The organism is Labrys sp. E2SS-1L (genome assembly GCF_057073705.1).
In genome coordinates this window covers 2,063,768-2,086,591 of record NZ_CP172712.1, presented here as the reverse complement: position 1 = coordinate 2,086,591, position 22,824 = coordinate 2,063,768, and the positions used below count along the sequence as shown (strand labels likewise).

Annotated in this window: 24 protein-coding genes and 2 tRNA genes; 15 read left to right on the top strand and 11 right to left on the bottom strand. The window is 63.4% G+C overall.

The features are described from left to right. Nucleotides 1-47 precede the first annotated feature (47 nt). The 3 genes from ACIGJE_RS09655 to ACIGJE_RS09645 all read left to right on the top strand — a co-directional run bounded on the left by ACIGJE_RS09655 (nt 48) and on the right by ACIGJE_RS09645 (nt 1,751). Nucleotides 48-428, top strand: a complete 381-nt coding sequence (locus tag ACIGJE_RS09655) for a phasin (RefSeq protein WP_311942575.1) — start codon at nt 48-50, stop codon at nt 426-428. Nucleotides 429-1,092: 664 nt separating this feature from the next. Further along, a complete protein-coding gene (locus ACIGJE_RS09650; RefSeq protein WP_068286655.1) occupies nt 1,093-1,542 on the top strand; it encodes a phasin in 450 nt (149 codons plus the stop codon). A 132-nt stretch (nt 1,543-1,674) separates the two neighbouring features. Beyond that, a tRNA-His gene (locus ACIGJE_RS09645) sits at nt 1,675-1,751 on the top strand. Between the two features lie 482 nt (nt 1,752-2,233). On the opposite strand, the gene ACIGJE_RS09640 is transcribed toward ACIGJE_RS09645, so the two are convergent. The 4 genes from ACIGJE_RS09640 to ACIGJE_RS09625 form a co-directional block, all read right to left on the bottom strand. Then, on the bottom strand, nt 2,234-2,443 hold the full coding sequence (locus ACIGJE_RS09640) for a cold-shock protein (RefSeq protein WP_068286658.1): 210 nt from the start codon (nt 2,441-2,443) through the stop codon (nt 2,234-2,236). Between the two features lie 233 nt (nt 2,444-2,676). Continuing rightward, on the bottom strand, nt 2,677-3,669 hold the full coding sequence (locus ACIGJE_RS09635; protein ID WP_415080401.1) for a GntR family transcriptional regulator: 993 nt from the start codon (nt 3,667-3,669) through the stop codon (nt 2,677-2,679). Nucleotides 3,670-3,819: 150 nt separating this feature from the next. After that, a complete protein-coding gene (locus tag ACIGJE_RS09630; protein WP_415080400.1) occupies nt 3,820-4,689 on the bottom strand; it encodes a substrate-binding domain-containing protein in 870 nt (289 codons plus the stop codon). A gap of 16 nt (nt 4,690-4,705) precedes the next feature. Then, nucleotides 4,706-5,818, bottom strand: coding sequence for a mandelate racemase/muconate lactonizing enzyme family protein (locus tag ACIGJE_RS09625; protein ID WP_415080399.1), 1,113 nt, complete (start codon nt 5,816-5,818; stop codon nt 4,706-4,708). 294 nt (nt 5,819-6,112) lie between these two features. On the opposite strand from ACIGJE_RS09625, the gene ACIGJE_RS09620 reads away from it, so the two are divergent. From ACIGJE_RS09620 to ACIGJE_RS09610, 3 genes are all read left to right on the top strand, one after another. Further along, nucleotides 6,113-6,412 (top strand): hypothetical protein, encoded by a 300-nt coding sequence (locus tag ACIGJE_RS09620; protein ID WP_068286669.1) that lies wholly within the window; start codon nt 6,113-6,115, stop codon nt 6,410-6,412. 110 nt (nt 6,413-6,522) lie between these two features. Further along, nucleotides 6,523-6,855 (top strand): hypothetical protein, encoded by a 333-nt coding sequence (locus ACIGJE_RS09615; RefSeq protein ID WP_311942589.1) that lies wholly within the window; start codon nt 6,523-6,525, stop codon nt 6,853-6,855. Nucleotides 6,856-7,104: 249 nt separating this feature from the next. Next, a complete protein-coding gene (locus ACIGJE_RS09610) occupies nt 7,105-7,320 on the top strand; it encodes a hypothetical protein (protein WP_415080398.1) in 216 nt (71 codons plus the stop codon). A gap of 172 nt (nt 7,321-7,492) precedes the next feature. Here the strand turns inward: ACIGJE_RS09610 and gndA are convergent, their stop codons facing one another. After that, a complete protein-coding gene (gndA, locus tag ACIGJE_RS09605; RefSeq protein ID WP_415080397.1) occupies nt 7,493-8,917 on the bottom strand; it encodes an NADP-dependent phosphogluconate dehydrogenase in 1,425 nt (474 codons plus the stop codon). A 255-nt stretch (nt 8,918-9,172) separates the two neighbouring features. On the opposite strand from gndA, the gene ACIGJE_RS09600 reads away from it, so the two are divergent. Continuing rightward, nucleotides 9,173-10,504, top strand: coding sequence for a hypothetical protein (locus tag ACIGJE_RS09600; protein ID WP_415080396.1), 1,332 nt, complete (start codon nt 9,173-9,175; stop codon nt 10,502-10,504). On the opposite strand, the gene ACIGJE_RS09595 is transcribed toward ACIGJE_RS09600, so the two are convergent. Beyond that, the gene (locus tag ACIGJE_RS09595; RefSeq protein ID WP_415080395.1) at nt 10,461-11,894 is read right to left on the bottom strand and encodes a C69 family dipeptidase; all 1,434 of its coding nucleotides are present in this window, start codon (nt 11,892-11,894) and stop codon (nt 10,461-10,463) included. The genes ACIGJE_RS09600 and ACIGJE_RS09595 overlap by 44 nt on opposite strands. A gap of 217 nt (nt 11,895-12,111) precedes the next feature. Here ACIGJE_RS09595 and ACIGJE_RS09590 point away from each other — a divergent pair, with 217 nt between their 5' ends. Continuing rightward, entirely contained in the window at nt 12,112-12,360 is a 249-nt protein-coding gene (locus ACIGJE_RS09590; RefSeq protein ID WP_394310599.1) for a hypothetical protein, read from the top strand. Between the two features lie 157 nt (nt 12,361-12,517). Continuing rightward, the gene (locus ACIGJE_RS09585; RefSeq protein WP_394310601.1) at nt 12,518-12,805 is read left to right on the top strand and encodes a hypothetical protein; all 288 of its coding nucleotides are present in this window, start codon (nt 12,518-12,520) and stop codon (nt 12,803-12,805) included. A 241-nt stretch (nt 12,806-13,046) separates the two neighbouring features. Here ACIGJE_RS09585 and ACIGJE_RS09580 read toward each other — a convergent pair. After that, a tRNA-Thr gene (locus tag ACIGJE_RS09580) sits at nt 13,047-13,121 on the bottom strand. 100 nt (nt 13,122-13,221) lie between these two features. Between ACIGJE_RS09580 and ACIGJE_RS09575 the strand changes: the two genes are divergently transcribed. The 3 genes from ACIGJE_RS09575 (at nt 13,222) to ACIGJE_RS09565 (ending at nt 15,652) form a co-directional block, all read left to right on the top strand. Then, complete coding sequence (locus ACIGJE_RS09575) at nt 13,222-13,395, top strand: hypothetical protein (protein ID WP_376717750.1); 174 nt, start codon at nt 13,222-13,224, stop codon at nt 13,393-13,395. Nucleotides 13,396-13,554: 159 nt separating this feature from the next. Further along, nucleotides 13,555-14,850 carry a UDP-N-acetylglucosamine 1-carboxyvinyltransferase gene (gene murA, locus ACIGJE_RS09570; RefSeq protein ID WP_311942611.1) on the top strand — a complete coding sequence of 432 codons (1,296 nt, stop codon included), beginning with the start codon at nt 13,555-13,557 and terminating at the stop codon, nt 14,848-14,850. A gap of 154 nt (nt 14,851-15,004) precedes the next feature. Next, the gene (locus ACIGJE_RS09565) at nt 15,005-15,652 is read left to right on the top strand and encodes a glutathione S-transferase family protein (protein ID WP_311942614.1); all 648 of its coding nucleotides are present in this window, start codon (nt 15,005-15,007) and stop codon (nt 15,650-15,652) included. 15 nt (nt 15,653-15,667) lie between these two features. Here ACIGJE_RS09565 and ACIGJE_RS09560 read toward each other — a convergent pair whose 3' ends face one another. Continuing rightward, nucleotides 15,668-16,582, bottom strand: a complete 915-nt coding sequence (locus tag ACIGJE_RS09560) for a LysR substrate-binding domain-containing protein (protein ID WP_415080394.1) — start codon at nt 16,580-16,582, stop codon at nt 15,668-15,670. Between the two features lie 92 nt (nt 16,583-16,674). Between ACIGJE_RS09560 and ACIGJE_RS09555 the strand changes: the two genes are divergently transcribed. Next, nucleotides 16,675-17,178: a DinB family protein gene (locus ACIGJE_RS09555; protein ID WP_415080393.1), complete on the top strand. Its 504-nt coding sequence runs from the start codon at nt 16,675-16,677 to the stop codon at nt 17,176-17,178. A gap of 94 nt (nt 17,179-17,272) precedes the next feature. Here ACIGJE_RS09555 and ACIGJE_RS09550 read toward each other — a convergent pair whose 3' ends face one another. The 3 genes from ACIGJE_RS09550 to hemA form a co-directional block, all read right to left on the bottom strand. Further along, nucleotides 17,273-18,130 carry an alpha/beta fold hydrolase gene (locus ACIGJE_RS09550; RefSeq protein ID WP_367625140.1) on the bottom strand — a complete coding sequence of 286 codons (858 nt, stop codon included), beginning with the start codon at nt 18,128-18,130 and terminating at the stop codon, nt 17,273-17,275. A 74-nt stretch (nt 18,131-18,204) separates the two neighbouring features. Next, the gene (locus ACIGJE_RS09545; RefSeq protein WP_394310610.1) at nt 18,205-19,239 is read right to left on the bottom strand and encodes a glycoside hydrolase family 25 protein; all 1,035 of its coding nucleotides are present in this window, start codon (nt 19,237-19,239) and stop codon (nt 18,205-18,207) included. A 486-nt stretch (nt 19,240-19,725) separates the two neighbouring features. Continuing rightward, nucleotides 19,726-20,952, bottom strand: a complete 1,227-nt coding sequence (gene hemA, locus ACIGJE_RS09540; protein ID WP_415080482.1) for a 5-aminolevulinate synthase — start codon at nt 20,950-20,952, stop codon at nt 19,726-19,728. Between the two features lie 477 nt (nt 20,953-21,429). Here hemA and ACIGJE_RS09535 point away from each other — a divergent pair, with 477 nt between their 5' ends. Both ACIGJE_RS09535 and groES read left to right on the top strand, forming a co-directional pair. Further along, nucleotides 21,430-22,308, top strand: a complete 879-nt coding sequence (locus ACIGJE_RS09535) for a DMT family transporter (RefSeq protein ID WP_415080392.1) — start codon at nt 21,430-21,432, stop codon at nt 22,306-22,308. Between the two features lie 208 nt (nt 22,309-22,516). Further along, nucleotides 22,517-22,804: a co-chaperone GroES gene (gene groES / locus ACIGJE_RS09530; protein ID WP_311942632.1), complete on the top strand. Its 288-nt coding sequence runs from the start codon at nt 22,517-22,519 to the stop codon at nt 22,802-22,804. The last annotated feature ends 20 nt before the right edge of the window (nt 22,805-22,824 follow it).

The following is a 22,824-nucleotide window of genomic DNA, read 5'->3' as shown; positions in this document are numbered from 1 at the left end:
CCCGCACCGTCACCGGCCTGGGGACGGGGGCAACGGAGGAGACGCCTATGACAACCAAGCCGCCGAACTTCGAAATTCCGTCCGAGATGCGCGACCTGGCGGAAAAGAGCGTCGATCAGGCCAAGAAGGCGTTCGACGGTTTCATGGGGGCTGCCTACAAGGCAGCCGGTACCATCGAAGGCACGAGCGATGCCATCCAAACCGGCGGCAAGGATATCGGTCGCAAGGCCCTGACCTATGCCGAGCAGAACGTCGCGGCCGCGTTGGACTTCGCCTCGAGCCTGGTCAAGGCCAAGGACCCCCAGCAAGTGCTGCAACTGCAGAGCGATTTCATCAAGGCGCAGCTCCAGGCTTTCGGCGAGCAGGCCAAGGATATCGGTGCCACGGCCAGCAAGCTGGCTTCTGACGTCACCAAGCCGAAGAAATAGGGCCTCGTCGAATCGCGTTGCCGGGATTGCCCGTAGAGGCAGCCCGGCAAGGCCGCAGCCCGACCTCGACTCCAGGAAATGCGAGGGATTCCTTCCGGCCTCTCGGGGGGAGATGCGGGCAGGACCTCACACGAGCATTGATTTGGGGCTTTCGGCATGGAAGCTTGCCCGGTGCAAGGTAAAATACTGCTTGAAATCTGCGTGTTAATAATTCCAGACAACTGAACTATTCTTGCCGTCACCGCAAAAAGACAGCCCTGTCTTGCATTCACGGCATATCTCTTCGTCGAGACCGCAAGCAATACTTTCCCTTGCGTAATGCCGGCCTTGCCTTCTGGACGTGAAGAGCACCGATTTGGCGGGGAATTGTCACAAAAATGCCTATTGCAACGCAATATCGAGCAAAATTCCGTCGATCCCCACGGTTTTGACCACACACAAAAATTCACCGATAGGCATAATTTTGGGCATGAATCGCTTAAAATTTGTGCTTTTATCGGACGATTGTGCACTGCAACAGAGTTATTGCATCGCACAAGGGCATTTGATATAGATTGTGGCAGGTGAGGTCGCCCCACATCGCGGCATGTCATGCCGAAGGCTCCTCAAGACGTTTCGTTAAGTCCACTGATCCAATTTCACCCTTACTCCCAAGGAGCGTTCTATGGTTGCCGCCAAGAACAAGACTGAAACTGAACTGGCCTTCGAAAATCTCTCCAAGCTGGAAATTCCTGCTTCCGTCCGTGACTTCGCCGAGAAGGGCGCTGCCCAGGCCAAGGACACCTATGCCAAGATCAAGGTTGCTGCCGAAGAAGCTTCCAGCGCTTTCGAAGGCGCCTACAGCACCGCTTCCAAGGGCGTTTCGACCCTCGGCCTGAAGGTCCTGGAGTCCGCCCGCACCAACACCAACGCTTCCTTCGACCATGCCATCGCCCTGTTCGGCGTGAAGACCTTCTCGGACGTGATCGAGCTCAACACCGCTTTCCTGCGCAAGCAGGCCGAGACCTTCTCGGCCCAGGCCAAGGAATATGGCGAGCTCGCCCAGAAGGTCGCCAATGAGACGATCGCTCCGGTCAAGGCTCAGGTCGAGAAGACCTTCAAGAGCGTTGCCTGATTTTTCAGCTCCGCTGACGTTTCGAGGCCCGGACTTGGTCCGGGCCTTTTTCTTTGATTGGGGGCGAATGAAAAAATCCCCTGCCTGCACACTTGAAATAGCGGAACGATCCCGCTAAACGCATGCCCAGATGCAGTTGTAGCTCAGTTGGTTAGAGCGTCGGATTGTGGCTCCGAAGGTCGGTGGTTCGAGTCCACCCAACTGTACCATCGCACGGCCTTGGTGCCGGGATGGTACAAATCTTCATTCCATGCTCCCGGAATGCTGCTCGCCCAGACATTGTCAGGCTGATTGTGCCGACCGGTCATAGGGTTTCTCGAACGCACGATTCGCGGCGGCATCGGACGCGATGCCGAGATATGGCCGCCGGTTCAAATCTTGCCGCTCTCGCGACTCATGTCGATGCCCTGAAGGCCGCCCCGCCTTCCTCGACATCTCCGCTGGCCATCCGGTAAGAATACCGATCTTCATCCTCGGATCATCGAACGGCCCAGCAGCGCCATTTCCGCTGCCATGGTCCCTGTCGCTTGCACCCGTCGAAAACCGCTCCTTGCAGCCCGATACCGAGGAGCCGATTCGATCCAGCGCCCCCTTTCAAACAAAAACGCCCCCGGTGCGACCGGAGGCGCCAAATGGGCTTTCACCCATCCTAACTCAAATTCAGGCGCGTCCCGGGACGCGACCGCAGGACTTAGGAAGCCTGCAGGCGATCAGCTGCCAGCTTGCCGGAACGACGGTCCTCGGTCAGCTCATAGGTGATCTTCTGGCCTTCCTGCAGGTCGCGCAGGCCGGCGCGTTCCACCGCGCTGATGTGAACGAAAACGTCCTTCGAGCCGTCATCTGGCTGAATGAAGCCGTAGCCCTTCTGGGAGTTGAACCACTTAACAGTACCTGTGCTCATGACGAACCTTTCCTATGGGCACGATCGAACTTCCTGCAACCGACCGGCGGCACGAAGCTCCATGGGTCGAAATTGGTAGGAAGGTCATCAGCAAGCGTGGCCATGAGACCACACAGCCAAAACGTCCGGCCGAGATCGATGGGCTTTTATGCTGGCATCGGCGCAGAAATGCAAGCGCAGCCGCGCCCGTCATATTTGACATTGAATTTACGTCGATTTGAGCCGTTTCAGGGTCAAATCGGGTCGAGATAGGGGTGTAACTGCGACGGAGCAAGTGCGGGCAGATCGGCGAGGCGCGCCGGATTGTCGTCCCGCGAGCACCTCAAATGGCTTTCGAGGGCGAGCGCCGCCTCTTCCACCCGCCCCCCGGCAAGGTGCTCGAGCACGACTTTGTGCATGCCGATCATCTGGGGAATGTCGGTGCGCTCGCCATAACTGCCGAACGACAGATGCACCGAAATCAGCGGCAATTGGCAGCGATAGAGCGTGGCGCGCAACTCCTCATTGGCGCAGCGCAGCACGACATCCTGATGCAGATCGGTTTCGAGCCGGTGCAGCAGCGAGGCATCCGACCGCGCCTCGGCAGTATGGGCCTGTGACACCCGGTCGAGCCTTTCTTCGATGACCGACGGTTCGAGCCCTCGTACCGACTGCCGCAGAGCCGCCGGCTCCAGCAGGATGCGCATTTCGTAGAGCTCGTCGATTCGGGTCGGTGTCAGCGGGCCGGCATACCAGCGTGCATTGACTTCCTGGCGCACCAGACCGACGCGCTCGAGCCTCAGCAGGAGCTCGTGGGCGATGGTCCTGCTGACACCGAAATGCTCGGCGAGCGCCGGGGTGCGGATCTGGAAGCGCCCGAACAGCAGGCAAGAGGCCACCTGGCGCTCCAGGGCGGGATAAATCAGGCTGCGCCAATTGCGCTGCCCGAGTTCGCGCCCAAGGCCCTCGGGCAGGGTGACATGCCCGGCCAGATCGCCCGGCCTTGCCGGCACCGTACGGCTGAGGCCGACGACCACGCCCCGCAACGCCGGCCTGCGATGGACCAGGCGTTCGGCCTCCAGACGGGCCAGGGCGACCACGGCCGGCATGCGACCGACACCGAAGAGATCGGTGACCGCCTTTTCCCGAATGACGAAGCCGGCCGGCAGCGCCCCCGAGCGGATATGGGAGGCCAGCGTTTCGCCGACGATCTCGTTCAATCGCCGTCTTGTCGCCGGGATGCCCATGCCGCCCCTCCCCTCGCCTCCAAGCAGACTTTTCCGGCGAGGGTCCACCTTGGCCCTGCCCGAAAAGCCCGCTCATGTTCGACATTTCTACAGTGTCTCCTCGATCGCACTCGTGACGCAACCGGAAGGAAGCCGCCTGGCCTTAGCCCCTCAACGATAGCCCGCTTCCGACAGAACCCGAATCCGGGATGCATTGGCACGGTCGACGATCGCGGCTCCGGCATCGAGGCTTGCCGGCATCAAGCCATAGCGCAAATTGAGCACGAGCTGAATCACCGGATAGAAGCCCTGGGCATAGGGTTGCTGGTCGATGGTGAAGGCAAGATGTCCCGCTTCGACCAGGCGCAATATGCCAGGCGACAGATCGAAGCCGGCGGCATAGAGCGTGCGGCCCGTTCGCTCCACCGCCACCCCTGCGCCCTCGGTGTCGGCCTGGCCGGTGGCCAGGATCGCCGAAATACCGGGCTCTCCGGCCAGGATCGCCTCGACGCGCCGGGCGGCCTCCTCGACCTGATGGCCTGTTATCGTCTCGACCCACGCGATGTCGTGCCCCTCCAGGGCCGCCTTGATGCCGTCGCGGCGTTCCTCCAGCGCCGAGATACCGGCATCGTGGAGGGTAAGCAGCACGCGACTGCCTGGCGCGATGGCAGTTGCCGCGCGCCGGCCAAGGGTCCGGCCCGCGCCGCCGAAATCCTGCGCGATACCGCTGAGCGTACCGGCACAGCCCTTGCCTTGGTCGATGTTGAAAGCCACCACCGGAATGCCCCTGGCATGGGCCTCGGCCACCACCGGCGCGAAGGCAGCGCCGTCGAAGGCAACCAATGCCAGCCCGTCGATGCCCTCCGCCATGGCCTGGCGTGCGAGCGCTGCCATTTCCCCGGCATCAACTCCCTTTGTCCCCGTGAATGTCGCCTCGACATCCATCATCGCGGCTGCATCCGCCATGCCCTTGCGGACCGGACGGAAGAAATCCTCGTCACAGGTCACGGCGATGAATTGCAGCTTGAGCCGCCTTGCCATGACAGTCCTCCCTCCATCAGCGAGCCGTGATGCGCCTGGCCGAGCCCTCCGCCTGCAAGGTGGCGAGCGCCTGTTCGTCCCAATCGATCCCCAGGCCCGGCTCCTGCGATGGCAGCGCATAGCCGCCCTCGATGCGCATTGTATTGCCGGTCACGCCGTCGAGTTGGGGAATATATTCCACCCAGCGCGCATTCGGTACGGCGCAGCACAGGCCGACATGCAGTTCCATCAGGAAATGCGGGCAGACGGCGACATTGAAGCTCTCCGCCATATGCGCCACCTTGAGCCAGGGCGTGATGCCGCCGATGCGAGCGACATCGACCTGCACCACCGAACAGGCGCGCCGCTGCAGATAGTCGCGGAAATGCGAGGGGCTGTAGATGCTCTCGCCGACCGCGATCGGGATCGAGGTGGAGGCGACCAGCCTGACATGCCCGTCGACGTCATCGGCCGGCAGAGGCTCCTCGAACCAGCCGATATCCGCCTCGCGATAATGATGGGCGCGCCGGATCGCCTCGTCCACCGCGAAGGCCTGGTTGGCATCGGTAAAGATCTCGAAGCCCTCGCCGACCGCCTCGCGCACGGCGACGAGGCGGCTCACATCCTCGCGCACCGGCCTGCCGACCTTGATCTTGCAGCCGCCGAAACCATCGGCCTTGGCCTGGAGGGCATCGGCAACGATCGCCGCCGTGTCGAGCTGCAGCCAGCCGCCCTCAGTGGTGTAGAGCCGGACCCTGTCCTGGGCGCCACCAGCCATGACATGCAGGGGCAGGCCGGCCTTGCGGCAACGCAGATCCCACAACGCCGTATCGACCGCGGCAAGCGCGAGCGAGGTGATGGCTCCCACCGAAGTGGCATGGCTGAGGAAGAGCAGATCGCGCCAGATCTGCTCGACCATGGCGGCCTCGCGCCCGATCAGGGCCGGCGCGAAGGTGCGCGCCAGGAGTTCCAGGACCGAATGCCCGCCCGTACCGATCGTATAGCTATAGCCGATGCCGATTGCTCCATCGCTGTCGAAGATGCGAACGATCGGCGTCTCCTGTGCCACGAAGGACTGGATGGCATCGACGCGTTTCACCTTGGGCTCGAGCACCACCATCGACAATTCGATGCGTTCGATCCTGGCCATGCTGGGCTCCCTGTATCCCGCCAAGGCATGCGCATATTCCTGATCCCGGTCGCGGGGGGCACGGCCGGAACAGGAATACATCCTGGCTTTCTCTTCAGGTCATCAGAGCGGCCTGCCCGGGCAAAGTCAAGCATAGTGCATGGAATATGCATTATAGAGTTGCCGCCGAGATTAACCCGCAGGATTCGGCGGATTTGCTGGTGCGCGGGCCATGCAACCGGTTCCGTCCCAACAGCCGGCGGCGTATAGTCGTGAGCGCTATCCGATCATCCGATAAGAGAGGGGACTGACGTGATGCATGCTACCCCGATTACCGGTGCGCAGATCCGGGCTGGCCGTGCCCTGCTGCGCTGGACCGCCCAGAAGCTGGCGGATGCCTCCAGCCTCGGCGTGGCGACGATCCGGCGAGCCGATGCCTTTGACGACGTTCCACAGATCACCAGCGCGAACGCCGCCGCCATCCGCCGGGCGCTCGAGACCGGCGGGGTCGAGTTCATCTCGGAACATGGCCGGGGCGTCGGCGTCCGCCTGGCCCGGCATCGCCTGCTGCAAGGGGCGCAATTCGATCATGTCAGCGACGGGAATGAAGGGTGAGTAAGTTCCATCTGATTCTAAACAGGCTCCTCCCGATCGGGTCGGGGACACGACCAGGAGGGGTCTGCAAGCGACCGGACCGTCCTGGAATTGCCCGACAAGGTCCACGCATGAGTCGCGTCGGGGCGCTCTGCCTGGCAGCGGCAGCTGCCTTCATCACCACGTCGTCCGCCCGGGCCTATGACTATATGGCGCTCGGCGTCGGCACAATGCCGTGCAAATATTGGCTCTCCACCACACGCCTCGAAGGCGAGGGCAATAGCTGGATTCTCGGCTGGTGGACCGGGCTCAACAGCCGCAACGACAATCATTGGGTCGGCAGTCGCACGGACGGCAACGGCATCATCCTGGCGGTGAAGGGCGTCTGTCGGCACCAGCCCGACATGCTGCTGATGAACGCCATAGACAGCGTGTTCAGAAAAATGGCCAACCCGAGCAAGTAGGTGACCCCTGGCAAGAATACTAAAAATTTACCACGCATGCCGGCGCATGTGCGCGTTTAGGCCTGAACAATTGCCACACATTGACACTTTTCGCCCTCTTCCATATACCCAACGACGCAACATTCCCCTACGTTACGTTGGTTGGCGGGCTGCTAATATTCACCTACGGAGACGGATACTATGTTAAGAATTGTAAAGATCGCTGCCGCACTTGGATTTATTGCTGTGGCATCGGGCGCAGCGCAGGCCATGCCTGCCTCCACCCCGATGACGAAGGGCTCGTTGGTCGTCAACGAAATTGCCTTCCGCTGCGGACCGGGCATGGAACGCAACCGCTTCGGGCGCTGCGAATTCCGCCGCGCAGACCGTTTCCAGCGTCCCGGCCCGGCCTATCGCCGCCCGACCTGCCCTCGAGGCACGCACCCCGCCTCGTCCGGCCGGCGCTGCGTTCCCAATCGTTTCTGAAAATAGGCGTCGGCTGTCCGACATCGGCATTGCGAGGGGGGGCATGGCGGACCATGCCCCTTTTTTCATGAATGTTTTCCAGAAGAGCCGAGAGGCTTCTCGACCTGGAAAACGCACCCATGCAAAGCGTTGGAGAGAAAGTGCGACATGCGGAAATCGCACTTTGCCTCAATTACTCGGCGCCGGTGTGCCAAGGGCCGTGATGGGCACCGGGCTGGTCGATGCGCTCAAAGCCGTGGGCGCCGAAGATGTCGCGCTGGGCCTGCACCAGGTCCACGGTGGCCCGGCTGGCACGCAATTGCTGCAGATAATTGAGCGCCGAGGTCAGCGCCGGCACCGGATGGCCATTGGCCACGGCAAGGCCGAGGATTTTCCGCGCAGCCGGCAGGCTCGCCTTGAGCTCGCCGGCGAAATCGGGGTCGAGGATCAGCGATTCGGGCGCCGGCGTCGCCGAATAGGCGCGCGACATGGCATCGAGCATGCGCGAACGGATGATGCAGCCGGCGCGCCAGATCTTGGCGATCTCGGCGAGCGGCAGGTTCCAGCCGAATTGCTTGGAGCCGGCCGCCAAAACGTCGAAGCCCTGGGCATAGGCCAGGATCTTGCCGGTGAGCAGCGTCTTCTCGATCTCGGCGATGATCTCGGGCGTCGCCGCACCGATTGCGGCCCGTTCGGCATCGCCGAGAGCGCCGTTCACCGCCTGGCGCAGGCTGCGCATGCTGGACAGGCCACGCGCCTCGACCGCCGCGGCGATGGCGCTCGCCGGCACGCCGAGATCGAGTGCCTCTATGGCCGACCAGCGGCCCGTGCCCTTCTGGCCGGCACTGTCGAGAATGATGTCGACCAACGGCTTGCCGGTCGAGGGATCGGTGCTGCGCAGGGCCTGTACGGTGATCTCAGTGAGATAGGAGGCGAGCGGGCCCCTGGTCCAGCCTTCGAACACATCGGCAATGGCCGACGGCGCCATGCCGAGGCCGGCCCGCATCAGGCCATAGGCTTCGGCGATCATCTGCATGTCGGCATATTCGATGCCGTTGTGCAGCGTCTTGACGAAATGGCCGGCGCCGGCCGGGCCCATATAGGCACAGCAGGATTCGCCCTGATAGCGCGCGGCGATCGCCGTCAGCACGGGCTGGACGCGCTCCCAAGCCTTCTGGCTGCCGCCAACCATGATCGACGGGCCGTGGCGGGCGCCTTCTTCGCCGCCGGAGACGCCGACGCCGAGGAACTCGAAGCCCTCGGCCGACAAGGCCTGGTCATGGGCGACGCTGTCGCGATAATTGGCATTGCCGGCATCGATGATGATGTCGCCCTTGGCCAGATGCGGCTTGAGCTGGGCGATGGTCTCGTCGACGGCGGCGCCCGCCTTCACCATCAGCAGCAACGCGCGCGGCGGCTTGAGGGCGGCGACCAGTTCCTCGATCGAGCGGCAGGCGATCATGTTGCCGGCGAGATCGCCGGCTTCGACCAAGGCCTCGTCGGTACGGGCCGAGGAACGGTTGTAGACGGCGACCTTGAATCCCTTCTCGGCAATGTTCATGGCGAGGTTGCGCCCCATGACTGCCATGCCGATGACTGCGATATCTGCCTGTGCCATTTTTTCGGCTTCTCCCTGTTTGCCCGGGAGTCCCGAGCCCATCGATGCTTTCCCTGCGCTATGCCGCCTTTGGCCCCGGATGTACAGGCCTCCCGTTCTCAGGAAGCGCCTAATATTTGTGCAATCGCGCCGTAAAGTCTTTCCAGCAAACCGACAAGTCGCGTGCCTGTTCGCGAGGCAACTCGAGTGAATTGACAAGATACGGCATTTGCCGCCAGTTCCGGCGTATTGCTACCGGAATGCGGGGCTCACCGCGTGGATCTGACCGCCATCGCCAAAACCCTCGCGCGGGCGCTAGCAGCCCTCGCCGTGATCGTCGTGCTGGCTTCCCTCTCGCTGGGGCTGGCCGACGGCCTGCGCCGACCCGAGGCCATCAAGGAAGCAGTCCGGCAGGCCTTTGCCAGCCAGTCCTTCGGCGATCACGAAGCGTTCGAGCGCATCGGCCGGCACCGGCTCAGCCATTTCAGCGAATGCGTCGGCCTGTCGACGGCAATCGCGCCAGGGGCGACCAACCCGATCACTTTCACGCTGCAGTCCCCGGCCCTGCTGTGGCAGCCGCCGAAGTCAATCTGCGACAGCCTGCGCGACCAACTCGCCGGCTCCGAACAGCCACATTACCCCTATTCGCGCTACTGGCACGGCTATCGCCTCATTACCGAGCCATTCCTGTCGTTCTTCTCCTATCGCAGCCTGCAGCTCTGGGGCGGCGCCCTCCTCTTCCTGTGCGCCTTTGTGGCGCTGGCACCGTTCCTGCCTCCCGTCCTCCGAGGCACGGCGAGCCCGGCGCGGGTCGCCACGCTCCTGGCCGTGACGGCCCTGGGCCTGGTGATGACGGACCTGCCGATATCAGGCCTGACGCCGACCCACACGATTTCCCTCTCGGTCCTCCTGCTGTGCTGGACGGTCGCCTTGCGCAAGCGGGGGCCGATGGAGCTGCTTGGCTTTGCGCCCTGGGCCTTCGCCATGGGCGCGGTCTACAATTTCTTCGATTTTCTCTACAATCCCGACCTGCTGGCCTATGTGCTCGGCTGGACCTTCCTGCTGCGCGCCGTGCTGGCGGAGCAGCGCCCGCTCGGCGCCAGCCTGGTGCAGGCCATCCACCTGCAGGCCATTGTTATAGCCGGCTATTTCGCCATGTGGGCGACGAAATGGGGCCTGGTGGTCCTCGCCGGACGGATCTTCGGGGAACAGACCTCGGTGCCGAGCCAGGATTTCGCCCGCTGGTTCGGCGGCGGCGACGGGGTCTACCGGCCTTTGCGGGCCCTCTACGAGATGCTGCTGGAAAGCGCGGCCATGCCTCTGGGCTGGTGGCCGATCGCGGCCTGCCTCCTGGCCTGGCTCGTGCTGTTCTCGCTGGCGCTGCGGCGCGGCCGGGCGGCCGGCGCGCTCGCCGTTCTGGCGCTGACGCTCCTGCCGATGCTGGTGGTGGAGCTCAAGGCCAACCACACCATCCAGCACGCCTCCTTCACCTTTCGCCTCATTCCCTTCGCCCTGGTGCTGAGCCTTGCAGGGATGGCAGCGATGCTGGGGCGCAGCGGTCCTGTCACCATATTTGCTCAGGGGCACGCGGGACGCGTTCCGTCCTGAAGCCGAAGAGATGGCGTGTCCTGATCTCCAGGGACTGCGCCAACTGCTCCATGGTATCGAGGGCACGCCGCAGCTCCGTGCCGGTGAAATAGGTGAGGAGGTGCGCGGCGAGATCCGGCTCGCCGGCCTGGATCAGCACTGCGGCGCTGCGTGCAATTCGCGCCTGCTCCCCGATGAGCGTCGCCTCGATCGCCTGCCATAGTGCCAGGGCTTCGGGCAGGAAGGTTTCGTGGTGCTGGAAGAGCAGGTTGAGCAGCCGCTTGCCGGCGAGTCCGGCCGAGCGGGTCGATTCGATGCCCTGCGGCACCGCCGACAAGGTTTCGGGGCGCCCCTTCTCGGCATGGCGTGTGTCGAGGAAGCGTGCGGCCTCCCCATCGCTGAGATAGCGATGCCGACGATATTCCTCCGGCACGCTCTCGATGCCCAGGAACACCGGCACGAACGGCGCCGCCACCGCACCGACCTGGGTGTGCCAGACGAGGCGCAAGGCCTCGGGCTCCGCGCCCAGCAGCGGCACCACCTGGCCATAGCCGGCGGTGTCGCCGGTCAGCCTTTCCGTGCGCACCGCCCAGAAGACGTCCGCCAGGCCGATCTTCTCCGGCCGCCCCGCCCGTGCCGCCATCTCCGCTTCGATCCACTGCACGCCGGCCCAGCGGCCCTTGCCGTCGCCATAGACGGCATTGGCATCGAAGGGCGTGCCAGGCCGATGCCACCCTTGTTCCTGCGCGAAGGAGACGAAGTGCGGCGGATAGAGGAAATCCGCCCGGGTTGGATCCTCGATCGGCACCAGCCCGACATAGCCCGGCCGGGAGGCGCGAATGGCATCCGGCCCGAGCCGCTCCGCCACCCACAGGCCTCGGCCACCCGAGAACTCGATCACCACCCAGGCCTCCTCGGCATCGGCGATCAGATGCGAATTGCCGCCATAGTCGGCATAGCCGTGGCGGGCGATCAGGTCGGCGATGATATCGACGCCGTCGCGGGCCGTGCGCGCCCGCTCCAGGACGAGGCGAGCAAGGTCGCTGTAATTGGGGCCGGTCTGGTCCACCGGCGTCATCGCCACCAGGTCGGGGCGCGAAGATGACCAGATGTCGCGCACGGCGACGCCATGTTCGTTGAGGCCGCCATTGGTGAGCGGGGCCGGCACGCCCTTGTAGTAGCTGTAGCTGACGCGCAGATGCCGCGCCGTTTCGGAAACCTGCGGGATCTCGCTCATGCGGCCGGGCAGATCGGCCTGCGGCGTCACGCCGACCGGGATGCGCGCATCCGCCTCATGCCGGCAGCGAGGCAGGAGCTCGAGCCAATGGCTCGAGGGTTCATCGCCATAGCCGGCGAGATAGGCGATGCCGTCAGCCGTATGGTTCCTGCCGATATAAAGTCCGTAGCTCACCGTTTGTCTCCGCGCTGACGCCCGAGGGCCGGTAACAGGCACCGACAAGGTAGGCCGGCCTCTCCCGCGCAGCCGCGTGGCATCGTGCCGCGCATCCTGTGCGCTCGGTCACGGCAAAATAACGAGACATGCGTTAACGTTTGTGCAACCTAATCATCCCTAGCGTAAGGCTACCGGGCGGCGGGGCGCTGTAGGTGAACTGGAGTTCAACCAGGGAATGACAGATATTTCGCAAAACGCTCAGATTTCCAGCGACTGGTTCAGTTATTTTTTTAATTCGACCATGCTCAGCATGATCGTCCTCGATCTTATTGTAGCTCTCGTAATTTTAATTGCTCATCGCTGGTTTGTCTTGAACGAGCGGAAGATTAACGCAACGTCAACCACATCAGCAACTTCAACCGCGCCCGAAAAAATCGAAACTCGCCTTCCCGGCATCGCCATACGTCCTGCCGCGCTCGCCTGAGCGGGCATAGTCGGGCCGTCTCCTGATTCGGGACCGCCCCTTCGCCTCGCCGCCATCGCGCCTGGCATCACAGACTTTCCTTGATGCGGCCTCATCATGGCCCCGGGCGAGGCGTACTCCCTCCAGACTAGTTCTTTCGGCGCAGGCCAACGCCTAATTGCTGACTTGGCCGCGCGACGCCTCGCTTTATCATGGCGATACCTGTTTCCCTTTCAGCCAATCGATTGCAATGACTACCGAACAAGCCAATCTTCTTCGCGCCTGCTATCTTTCCGGCCAGATGAGCGAAGCCCAATGGCAGGAGCATATCCGCAACGGCGACGTGACCGAGGAAGTGCCCTCTCCCGCCACCGGCGCGAAGTCCCTGCCGGACATGCTGGCAGAACTGGAAGCGATCTACGACCTGCGGCCACCGGCCAAGACGCTGGTTCGCCCCGAGATTTGAGGCAGGATCGGCGTTCGCCAAGCCATAGGAAGATGTTTACGGGCCGGATCTCCGGCCCGTTTCTTTTGGCCGTCCTGCCCATCGCCCAAAGACATCCCCAGCGAATCCGCCTGACCGAAAGGTCTCGGATGCAGCGGGGCCCTGCGGCTTTCGGAGAGCCGTATCAAGGACAGATGCTTGAATGCGCAACGCAAATCGCCGGAACGACGGCTTGAGCGATCAGAAATTTCAGGAATTGAGATGGTGCTGCAAGAGAGGATTGAACTCTCGACCTCTCCCTTACCAAGGGAGTGCTCTACCACTGAGCTACTGCAGCTTCTGCCGAAGGACTTGCCCGGCGCGGCGCTCTAGTGCCACAAGGGAGGCGCCGGCGCAAGCCGGTTGCTGCATAAAGTCGTCATTTGATGAAAACACCCGTGAAAACCGAGGCCGAAAAGCGGGCCGAGCGCCTGGCCAAGGCCCTGCGCGCCAATCTCGGCCGGCGCAAGAGCCAGTCGCGCGGGCGTGACGCCGGGCGCGATGCATTATCGGGCGAAGGCCGGGAAAGTGCCGACGGCGATGCGAAAATGCCACAGGACGACAGCGAATAGGCCCTGCCGCGATTCTGCCCGGGCTTCGCCCTTGTCCGGCCTTTGCGCTTCGTTTACTCAAACCGGTTAACCTTATCTCTTACGCTGCTCGACTGCTTGCCTCCCGGCCGCCACTGCGCCGATCACGGGCGAGGCCGAAGCCATTCCGAAGGATCGACCATGGATCGAATCAAGATCACCGGCGGCGCGCCGCTCCACGGCGTCATTCCGATTTCCGGCGCCAAGAACGCTGCCCTGCCGCTGATGATCGCGAGCCTGCTCTCCGAAGACGTGCTCACCCTCACCAATGTGCCACGCCTGGCCGACGTCGCCCTGCTTGCCCGCATCCTCGGCAATCACGGCCTCGACGTCACCATTGCCGGCAAGCGCCCGGGCGAGCTGGAACTGACCGGCCAGACGGTGCGTCTCGATGCGCGCTCCATCGTCGATACCACCGCACCCTACGAACTGGTCTCGCGCATGCGCGCCAGCTTCTGGGTGCTCGGCCCGCTGCTCGCCCGCATGGGCCATGCCCGCGTCTCCCTGCCCGGCGGCTGCGCCATCGGCACGCGCCCGGTCGACTTCCTGCTGATGGCGATGGAACGGCTCGGTGCCAAGATCGACATCGAGAACGGTTACGCCGTCGCCGAGGCGAAGAACGGCCTGAAGGGCGCCGAGATCGACTTTCCCAAGGTCACCGTGGGCGGCACCCATGTCGCGCTGATGGCCGCGACGCTCGCCGAGGGCACCACCGTCATCCACAATGCGGCGCGCGAGCCCGAGATCGTCGATGTCGCCGACTGCCTGATCAAGATGGGCGCCAAGATCAAGGGCGCCGGCACCTCCACCATCGAGATATCAGGCGTCAGCCGCCTGCAGGGTGCGCATCACCGCGTGATCTCCGACCGTATCGAGGCCGGCACCTATGCCATGTGCGTGGCGATGGCCGGCGGCGACGTCATGCTGGAAGGCGCCCAGCCCGAACTGTTCGAGAATGCGCTCGACGTGCTGCGCGAGGCCGGCGCCGAGATCGCCGCCACCAATGAAGGCATCCGCGTGCGCCGCAACGGCCATGGCATCGATCCGGTCGCCGTGACCACCGAGCCCTTCCCGGGCTTCCCCACCGACCTGCAGGCCCAGCTGATGGGCCTGATGACCAAGGCCAAGGGCAAGTCGCGCATCACCGAAACGATCTTCGAGAACCGTTTCATGCACGTGCAGGAATTGGCCCGCCTCGGCGCCCATATCCATCTCGATGGCCAGACGGCGATCGTCGAGGGGGTCTCGACCCTCAAGGGCGCGCCGGTGATGGCGACCGATCTGCGCGCCTCGGTGTCGCTGGTGATCGCGGGCCTCGCCGCCCAGGGCGACACCGTCGTCAATCGCATCTACCATCTCGACCGCGGCTTCGAGAACCTGGAACGCAAGCTTGCAGCCTGCGGCGCCCAGATCGAGCGAATCTCCGGCGAGGGCTGAGACTTTCCGCCTCGCAAAAGCGTTTTCCAGAAAAGCTGACAGACTTTTCGATTGAGAAAATGCGTAAAAACAGAGAGTTGGATCCGGCTTGCAATCGAATGACGGGGCGCGACCATGCCGGTTCGCGCCCTTTTGACATCAAGGGCTGCCCGGCATGCTGAAGATCTGGGGACGCCGAAATTCCTTCAACGTCCAGAAGGTGATGTGGCTGGTCGGCGAACTCGGCATCGCCCATGACCATATTCCTGCGGGCGGCGATTTCGGCGGCCTCGATACACCCGAATTCCTGGCGCTCAACCCCCATGGCCGGGTGCCGGTCATTGACGATGCCGGCGTCATCGTGTGGGAATCGCACACGATCCTGCGCTACCTCGCCGCCCGCTTCGGCGCCGGGCGTTTCTGGCCTGACGATGCCGGCGAGCGCTCCCAATTCGAACGCTGGATGGACTGGTCGCAGACGGCGCTGCAGCCTGCCTTCCTCTCCGACGTGTTCTGGGGCTTCTACCGCACGCCGGAAGCCCAAAGGGACTGGCCGCGCATCCGTCGCGGCATCGAATGCTGCAGCACCCATTTCCTCCTGCTCGATCGCTGGCTGGAAGGCAGATGCCATATGCTGGGCGACGATCTCAGCCTGGCAGACATCGCCGTCGGCACCGCGCTCTATCGCTATTTCAACCTCGATATTTCGCGCCCTCACATTCCCAATGTGCAGGCGTGGTACGAGCGTCTCATGGCGCGCACGCCATATCGGCAGCATGTGATGATTCCGTTCGACGATCTGCGGGGCCGTCTCGCCTATTGAGAGATACCGATTGCCCTATCGCTCGGGCTGAAGCATCTCGCCGAGGTGCTCCTTCAGATAAGCATCGAATTCGCTGGCAAAGCGCTCCGCCACCTCGAGACGCACCTGGCTTGCCGAACGGATCATCTGGAAACCGGCATCGATGAAAATGCTGAAGGGGCGAAAGACGATACCCCGCCCCGCGAACTCGCTCGCCGATGCCGGATCGACCAAGACAATGCCCGCACCTTCGACCACCAAGGTGAGGGCCGTGTAGGAGAGCCTTGTTTCAAGCGCGGCAAGGCGCGGCACGCCGGCCAGCGCCAATTCAACCCGCATCGCAAACAATGTGCCGGGATCCAGGTTGATGACGCGTTCGCCGGCAAGATCGCCGGGTGCGATGACGGTCTTGCCGGCCAGAGGGTGGCGCGCCGGCAGAGCGACAAGCGCGGCGGCAGGATAGGCCTCGACGAGGAAGCCGCTCCTGTCCAGCGGTTCATCCGCATAGCCGATATCGGCCTGGCCGACAGCCACCGCCTCGATGACCATGGCGGAAGGCAGCGTATCCAGGGACACGTTCAGGCCCGGCTTATCGCGTAGGAAGCGGGCCAGGAAGCGCGGCAGCAGTCCATTGCCCAAAGCGGGCATGGCAGCAATCCGCAAGGTTCCGGCCGAATGCCGCCCGATCTCCTGGGCGAGCAAAGCGATCCGGTCCAGGCCGACGAAGGAGCGTTCCACCTCTCGCATCAGATCGATCGCCGCACGGGTCGGCCTGATCTGATTGCTCCTGCGCTCGAACAATGTGAGACCGGTGGCGCGCTCCAGATCGGCGATCAGGCGACTGACGGCCGGCTGCGTCACCGACATCAGCTCCGCCGCCAGGGTCATCCGGCCGGCACGCATGACGGCCCTGAAGGCCTCGACCTGTCTCAGATTGATCGGAAGAGCCATAACATCTGCTTATTCGCGAGCCCGGAATTCGAATTTGCGCGAATACAGCGGCGATGCAAGTCTGCGTCAACCGAGCAAGATGGAGAGAGCGCATGGGCGCCCAGTCGCTTCTGACTTCGCTGTATGGCTACAAGGCCTGGGCCGACGATCTCCTGCTGGATGCGATGATCGAGCTGGAGCGCGCCGGCCCGCCCTCTGATTTCGGCCCGGCGCTGCGCATTCTCAATCACGCTCACATCGTCGATCGCATCTTCATGGCGCATCTTCAGGGGTTCAGCCATGGCTATGACAACAACGAGCCAGATGATCTGCCGTCGCTGCAGCCTCTCTCCGCAGATATTCGCCGGACGGACAGAGCCTATATCGACTATGTCGCCGGCCTGTCGGCGGAGGAACTGCAGGCACCCATTCGTTTCAGGTTTACGGACGGACAGCCCGGACGCATGTCACGCGAGGAAATGCTGGCGCATGTCGTCACGCATGGCGGCTATCACCGCGGCGAGATCGGCCGCCTGCTGCCGCAGATCGCGCGGGCTGCCTCGGTGGACGTTTTCGCGGGTTACCTTCACCGGTTCGATCCGGACCGTCGAACCTAGCGGGGAGTCGGCGCATTCCCCCGATCACGACGGTCGATCGACATTCCGTCTCCTCGCCCATGGATAGTCGGCGTCAGGCCTTGCCAGCCCGTGCTCATTTCCCGTCGAGGAAACCCAGCAGCGCCGCATTGAACAAGGCCGGATCCTGCAGGAAGGCGAAATGGCTGGCATTGGGCAGGATCAGAAGGCCGGCGCCGGGAATGGTGGCGGCGATATATTCGGTATGCTCGCGCTTGATCGCCTCGTCATGATCGCCATCGACCACCAGCACCGGTGTCTTGATCGCCTTGAGCTGCACATCGGTCCAGCTTGGCTGTGTCGCCCACATCTGGCTGATCTGCCCGACAAAGGCCTCATACTCCTTCGGTGTTGGCGACAGCTTGGCATATTCCTTGCCGGCCCGTTCGATATAGGCGGCGAAGGTTGGATTCTTGTCGACTCCGTCCTTGACGCCTGACGTCACGGTGTTGGCCGCAAAGGCGAAGACCTTGTTGACACGATCGGGATGGCGGATGGCCAGATCGATACCGAGAATGGCACCGTCACTCCAACCGACGATGTCGGCTTGTCTGATCTTGAGCTTGTCGAGCAGGGCGACGACGTCGTCGGCCATCAGATCATAGCCGTAGGGCTTGGTGTCCCGGCTCGAGCGGCCATGGCCGCGGCTGTCGACGAGGATCACCTTATGACGGCGTGCCAGGGCCTTGGCCTGCAGGCCCCAATAGTCGGAATTGCCGAGGCCGCCATGCAGCAGCACGACCGGCGCTCCCTTGCCGAGGGTCGCGTAATAAAGCTTGATGCCGTTGATGTCGGCAAAGCTGCCTTTGGCGACGGGCGCCGGCGTCGGCGGCAGCGTCTCCCAGCGCTCAGCCGCCAGGACCGCGCCGAGCGAGGCGAAAACCAGGAAGCAGGCGGAAAAGGCGGCGAGGATGATGCGCATTGGAAGATCCATCGACTCGAAATCCGATCGAGTCGACGATTCATCATTTGGGCACCGGCGTCAAAGTCTATTGAAATTGTTAGCTATTATCGCGACGCATACCGATCCTGGCCTGCACCACCCCCGTCCGCATTCATCCCGAGCCAGCGATACCAGGCCTCGGCGCTGCCATTGAAGACGTTGAGGTCGATCTTCTCGCCCACGCCCTGCGAAAGGCCCGAGCCTGAATATTGCCAGAACACCCACTTTCTGCCCTCGAACACCTGGGAAGGATGGCGGGCGACGGAGCGCAGCCAGAACGGGTAATCGAGAAAAGCCCCTTCCAGATTGTCGTGGTAGAAGCCGGGCGCCGTGTAGATGATAGGCCTTTGGCCGTAATGTCTTTCGACAATGGTCAGGAAGGCCTGCATGTTATCGCGGATGTTGCTGGGCGAAGGTCGCCGCTTGCAGGCCGAATCCGCGTTCCATTCGACATCGAGCACCGGCGGCAGCGCTCCCGGGATGCGCGGCACGTTACGGATGAACCAGCGTGCCTGCTCGGCGCCGCTGCGGCACCAATAGAAGAAGTGATAGGCGCCGCGACGCAGGCCCGCCTCATGCGCGCCGCGCCAATTGCGCTTGAATAGGGGATCGAGATGGTCGCCACCGTCGGTGGCCTTGATGAAGACGAAATTGGCGCCCTGCTGGCGCAAGGTCTGCCAGTCGATGTCGCCCTGCCAGCGTGAGACGTCGACACCATGGACCGCGAAGGCCCGCGGCGAAGCCCTGCCGAAATTGATCGGCTTGGCATCGCGGAAGCGGCGGCCATAGATGCGTTCGCGCGGGCCCGACCTGACCATCGGCGCCGCCATGACCGCCGCCACCGGCTCGACGGGTAACGCGACTGGCCGCAGTGGCGGCTTGGAAATCGGCGGCGGCACCATGGCTACCGTGTCCGGCGGCACGCCCTCGGGCAGAGGCTGCTGGATCGGTTCCGGCTCCGGCGGTGCCGGAATGGAGGAAGCGACCGAGCCCGTGGTCTCCGGCGGCCGGATGGGCCGGTCAGGATCGCCGCTGATGGCACTGCAACTCGCAAGAGCGAGACAGGCGACGAGAATGGCTGGCAGGCCCAGTACGCGCATGGATACTCACGTCAACAAACGCCGGAACGATCGGCCCCAGTCCCCCCGGAAGCCGTAACGAAACGTTTGTGCGTAAATCGCCAACAAAGATTGAATCAAAAGGCAGAGCCGTTGATTTCGGGCCACAAGGCGCGCCATTCCCGAAATATGGTAACTTTTCGGCTAGCAATCATGGTTACCGCTGCGGCCTGTTTTGGGCCCCGTCCCGTCTCGGCCCATGCCGCCGTCGCAAGCGCCACCACGCGCCCGCAACACGCCGGCGTGCTTCACGCGGTTCGCATGACGAGAAGCCGAATTTCGGAGACAACGCATTTCACTTGCGGAAGAAACGCTCCGATTTGTCATTGCCGGGCGTGACCCGGCAATCCAGCCCTCGCGGCCGGTTGCGCGTGCGGCTTCTGGATAGCCGGGTCAAGCCCGGCTATGACATGGTCGTGCGAACTCGAAGACGCCTCGGCGAACTGCAATTGCGTACCGGAGGCCGGCTTATTCCGCGGCGGCCCGCAGCCGGAAGGGCAGGTCGAGCTTGCGCCACACCGCCACCAGCGCCTTCGTCAGTTCGGCGATCAAGGCTTCGTCATGGAAAGGCGTCGGCGTGATGCGCAGACGCTCGGTGCCGCGTGGCACGGTGGGGTAGTTGATCGGCTGGATATAGATGCCGTGCTCGGCGAGCAGCATGTCACTGGCGGCCTTGCAGCGTTCGGCATCGCCGACGATCACCGGCACGATATGGGTTTGCGAGATCGTCACCGGCAAGCCGGCATCCGCAAGCGCCGCCTTGGTGCGGGCCGCATTGGCCTGCTGGGCCGCGCGCTCGCTCTGCGAGGTCTTGAGGTGGCGGACCGAGGCCTGGGCCGCCGCCGCCACCGCCGGCGGCAGCGCCGAGGTGAAGATGAAGCCCGGCGCATGCGAGCGCACGGCATCGACGATGGGTGTGTTGGCGGCGATATAGCCGCCCAGCGTGCCGAAAGCCTTGGCGAGCGTGCCTTCGATCACGTCGACGCGTGCCATCTCGCCGTCACGCTCGGCGATGCCGCCGCCCCGCGCGCCATACATGCCGACGGCATGGACTTCGTCGAGATAGGTCATGGCGTTGTAGCGTTCGGCCAGATCGCAGATCCGCCCGATCGGCGCGATGTCGCCATCCATGGAATAGACGCTCTCGAAGGCGATCAGCTTGGGACGCTCCTTGCCGGCCTTGCGCAGGAGCTCCTCGAGATGATCGAGATCGTTGTGGCGGAAGATCACCTTCTCGCGGCCCGATTGCCGCACGCCCTCGATCATCGAATTGTGGTTGAGCTGGTCGGACAGGATCAGGCCGTCGGGCAGCAGCTTGCCGATGGTGGAGATGCCGGTCTGGTTGGACACATAGCCGGAGGTGAAGACGAGGGCCGCCAGCTTGCCGTGGAGATCGGCAAGCTCCTGCTCCAACATCACCACCTGATGGCTGTTGCCCGAGATGTTGCGCGTGCCGCCGGCACCGACGCCGAGTTGCTGGGCCGCCTCGACCATCGCCGCGATCGAGGCCGGATGCTGGCCCATGCCGAGATAGTCGTTGGAGCACCACACCACGATCTCGCGCGGACCATCGGGCGCATGCCAGAGGGCATGGGGAAAGCGCCCCGCGATCCGTTCGATGTCGGCGAAGACACGATAGCGCTTCTCGCGCCGGAGAGCGTCGACAGCCGTTTCGAAAATCGCAGTATAGTTCATCATTTCAACCCAAACTCGCCTTCGGCCGGCCCTGGCCGGCGATGGTCAATATCCGGCGACACCGGCCCCGAGAGATCGTTGCTCGCTTCGAATTCTTCCAATCTGGATCAGTCATAACCCGGATTTCGGGCCGATGCACCATGATGGACAGTAAAGACGGCGATTGGTCGCGGGTCCCTGCGCTTTCGCACGCAACGCAACCTCACGACGCAAAACTAAGGCAAAGGTGCCCGGCCGTCTTCCTCCGATTGCTGGAAAGTGCTTCCGGCAGGAGTGCGAACGGGTCGAGGACAAAGAAATATTTTCGACGCCCGATGGACGATTCACCCCCATCCTTATTAATGAAAGGAAACAAGATTTCCTGATGCACAGCGGCTACCCCGTGTTCCTCCCCGATATCGAGACCCGTGAAGCCCGCGAGAGGGATGGCGCCGCCGGGCCCCGCGCCCCGGCAAAACTCCGAGGGCCGGTGCGGCCATGAGGAACGAGGCTTCGCTGCGTCCTATCCTGATGTCGGGACTGGGGGTGACCTTCCTGGCCTTTCTCGACACCGGCATGAAAGTGATCTCGACCACCTATCCCCTCATGCAGGCCATCACCATGCGCTATGGCGCCGGGGCCGTGATCGCCTTGGCGATCTATCTCCTCTTCGCCAAGGGCTGGCCGAGTCCGGCCGCCTTCAGGCGCAACGGCCTGCGCGCCGTGGTGGTGCTGGCGACGGCGGCCTGCTTCTTCACGGCAATTTCGCGGCTGCCGCTGGTCGAGGCGATCACCCTCACCTTCCTCGCCCCGTTGCTGATGGCACTGCTGGGGCGCATCATCCTGAAGGAGCCGATCGCCGTGCGGGCGCTGGTCGCCATCCTGGTCGGCTTTGCCGGCGTGCTGGTGATCGCCCGTGGCCAGGAGGCCAGCCAGGCCCATGCCTTCGACGTGATCGGCCTGTTGGCCGCGCTCGGCTGCGCCTTCTTCTATGCCCTGTCGATGGTGCTGATGCGCCAGCAGTCGAGCCAGGATTCGACCCTGACCATCGTGATGCTCTCCAATTGTTTCGCCTTCCTGTTCGTATTGCCGGCCGGGCTGTGGCAATGGCAACCGGTCACGCTCGAGCATTGGGCGATCACGGCCACGGTGGGCCTGTTCGGCACATTCGGGCATCTGTGCCTCGCCTGGGCCTATGCGCGTGGCCATGCCGCGCGGCTCGGCATCATGGAATATACCGCCTTCGTCTGGGCGATGATCTTCGGCTACTACCTCTTCGCCGAAGTGCCGACGAACTGGACGCTCGCGGGCGCTACGCTGATCATGGCAGCCTGTCTCTTCGCCACCTTCAGCGCTCCGCGGGCCCGCCCGGCCTGAGGCCCGGCCGGGATTCGTCCCCCGTCCCATTCACCAAATTCACTTTGGTCGAAATTGTTTGCAGGGGCGCTCCTTGACAGTCCGCAGGGGGCTGACTAAATCCCGGTCAGTCGTTAGCACTCACCATTGCTGAGTGCTAACGGTCTATCATAAAATCCCTTCGATGTGGACCAAGGGGCCCCGCCCCTCGCACAAGAGGAAGACAACCATGAAGTTCCGTCCGCTCCACGACCGCGTGGTCGTCCAGCGCGTCGATGCCGAAGAAAAGACCAAGGGCGGCATCATCATCCCCGACACTGCCAAGGAAAAGCCCCAGGAGGGCAAGGTCATCGCCGTCGGCCCGGGTGGCCGCGACGAAGCCGGCAAGCTCACCCCCCTCGATGTCAAGGCTGGTGATCGCGTCCTGTTCGGCAAGTGGTCCGGCACCGAGATCAAGCTCGATGGTGAGGATTACCTCATCATGAAGGAATCCGACATCATGGGTATCGTTGCCTAATCGGCAGCTACCATTCTCCC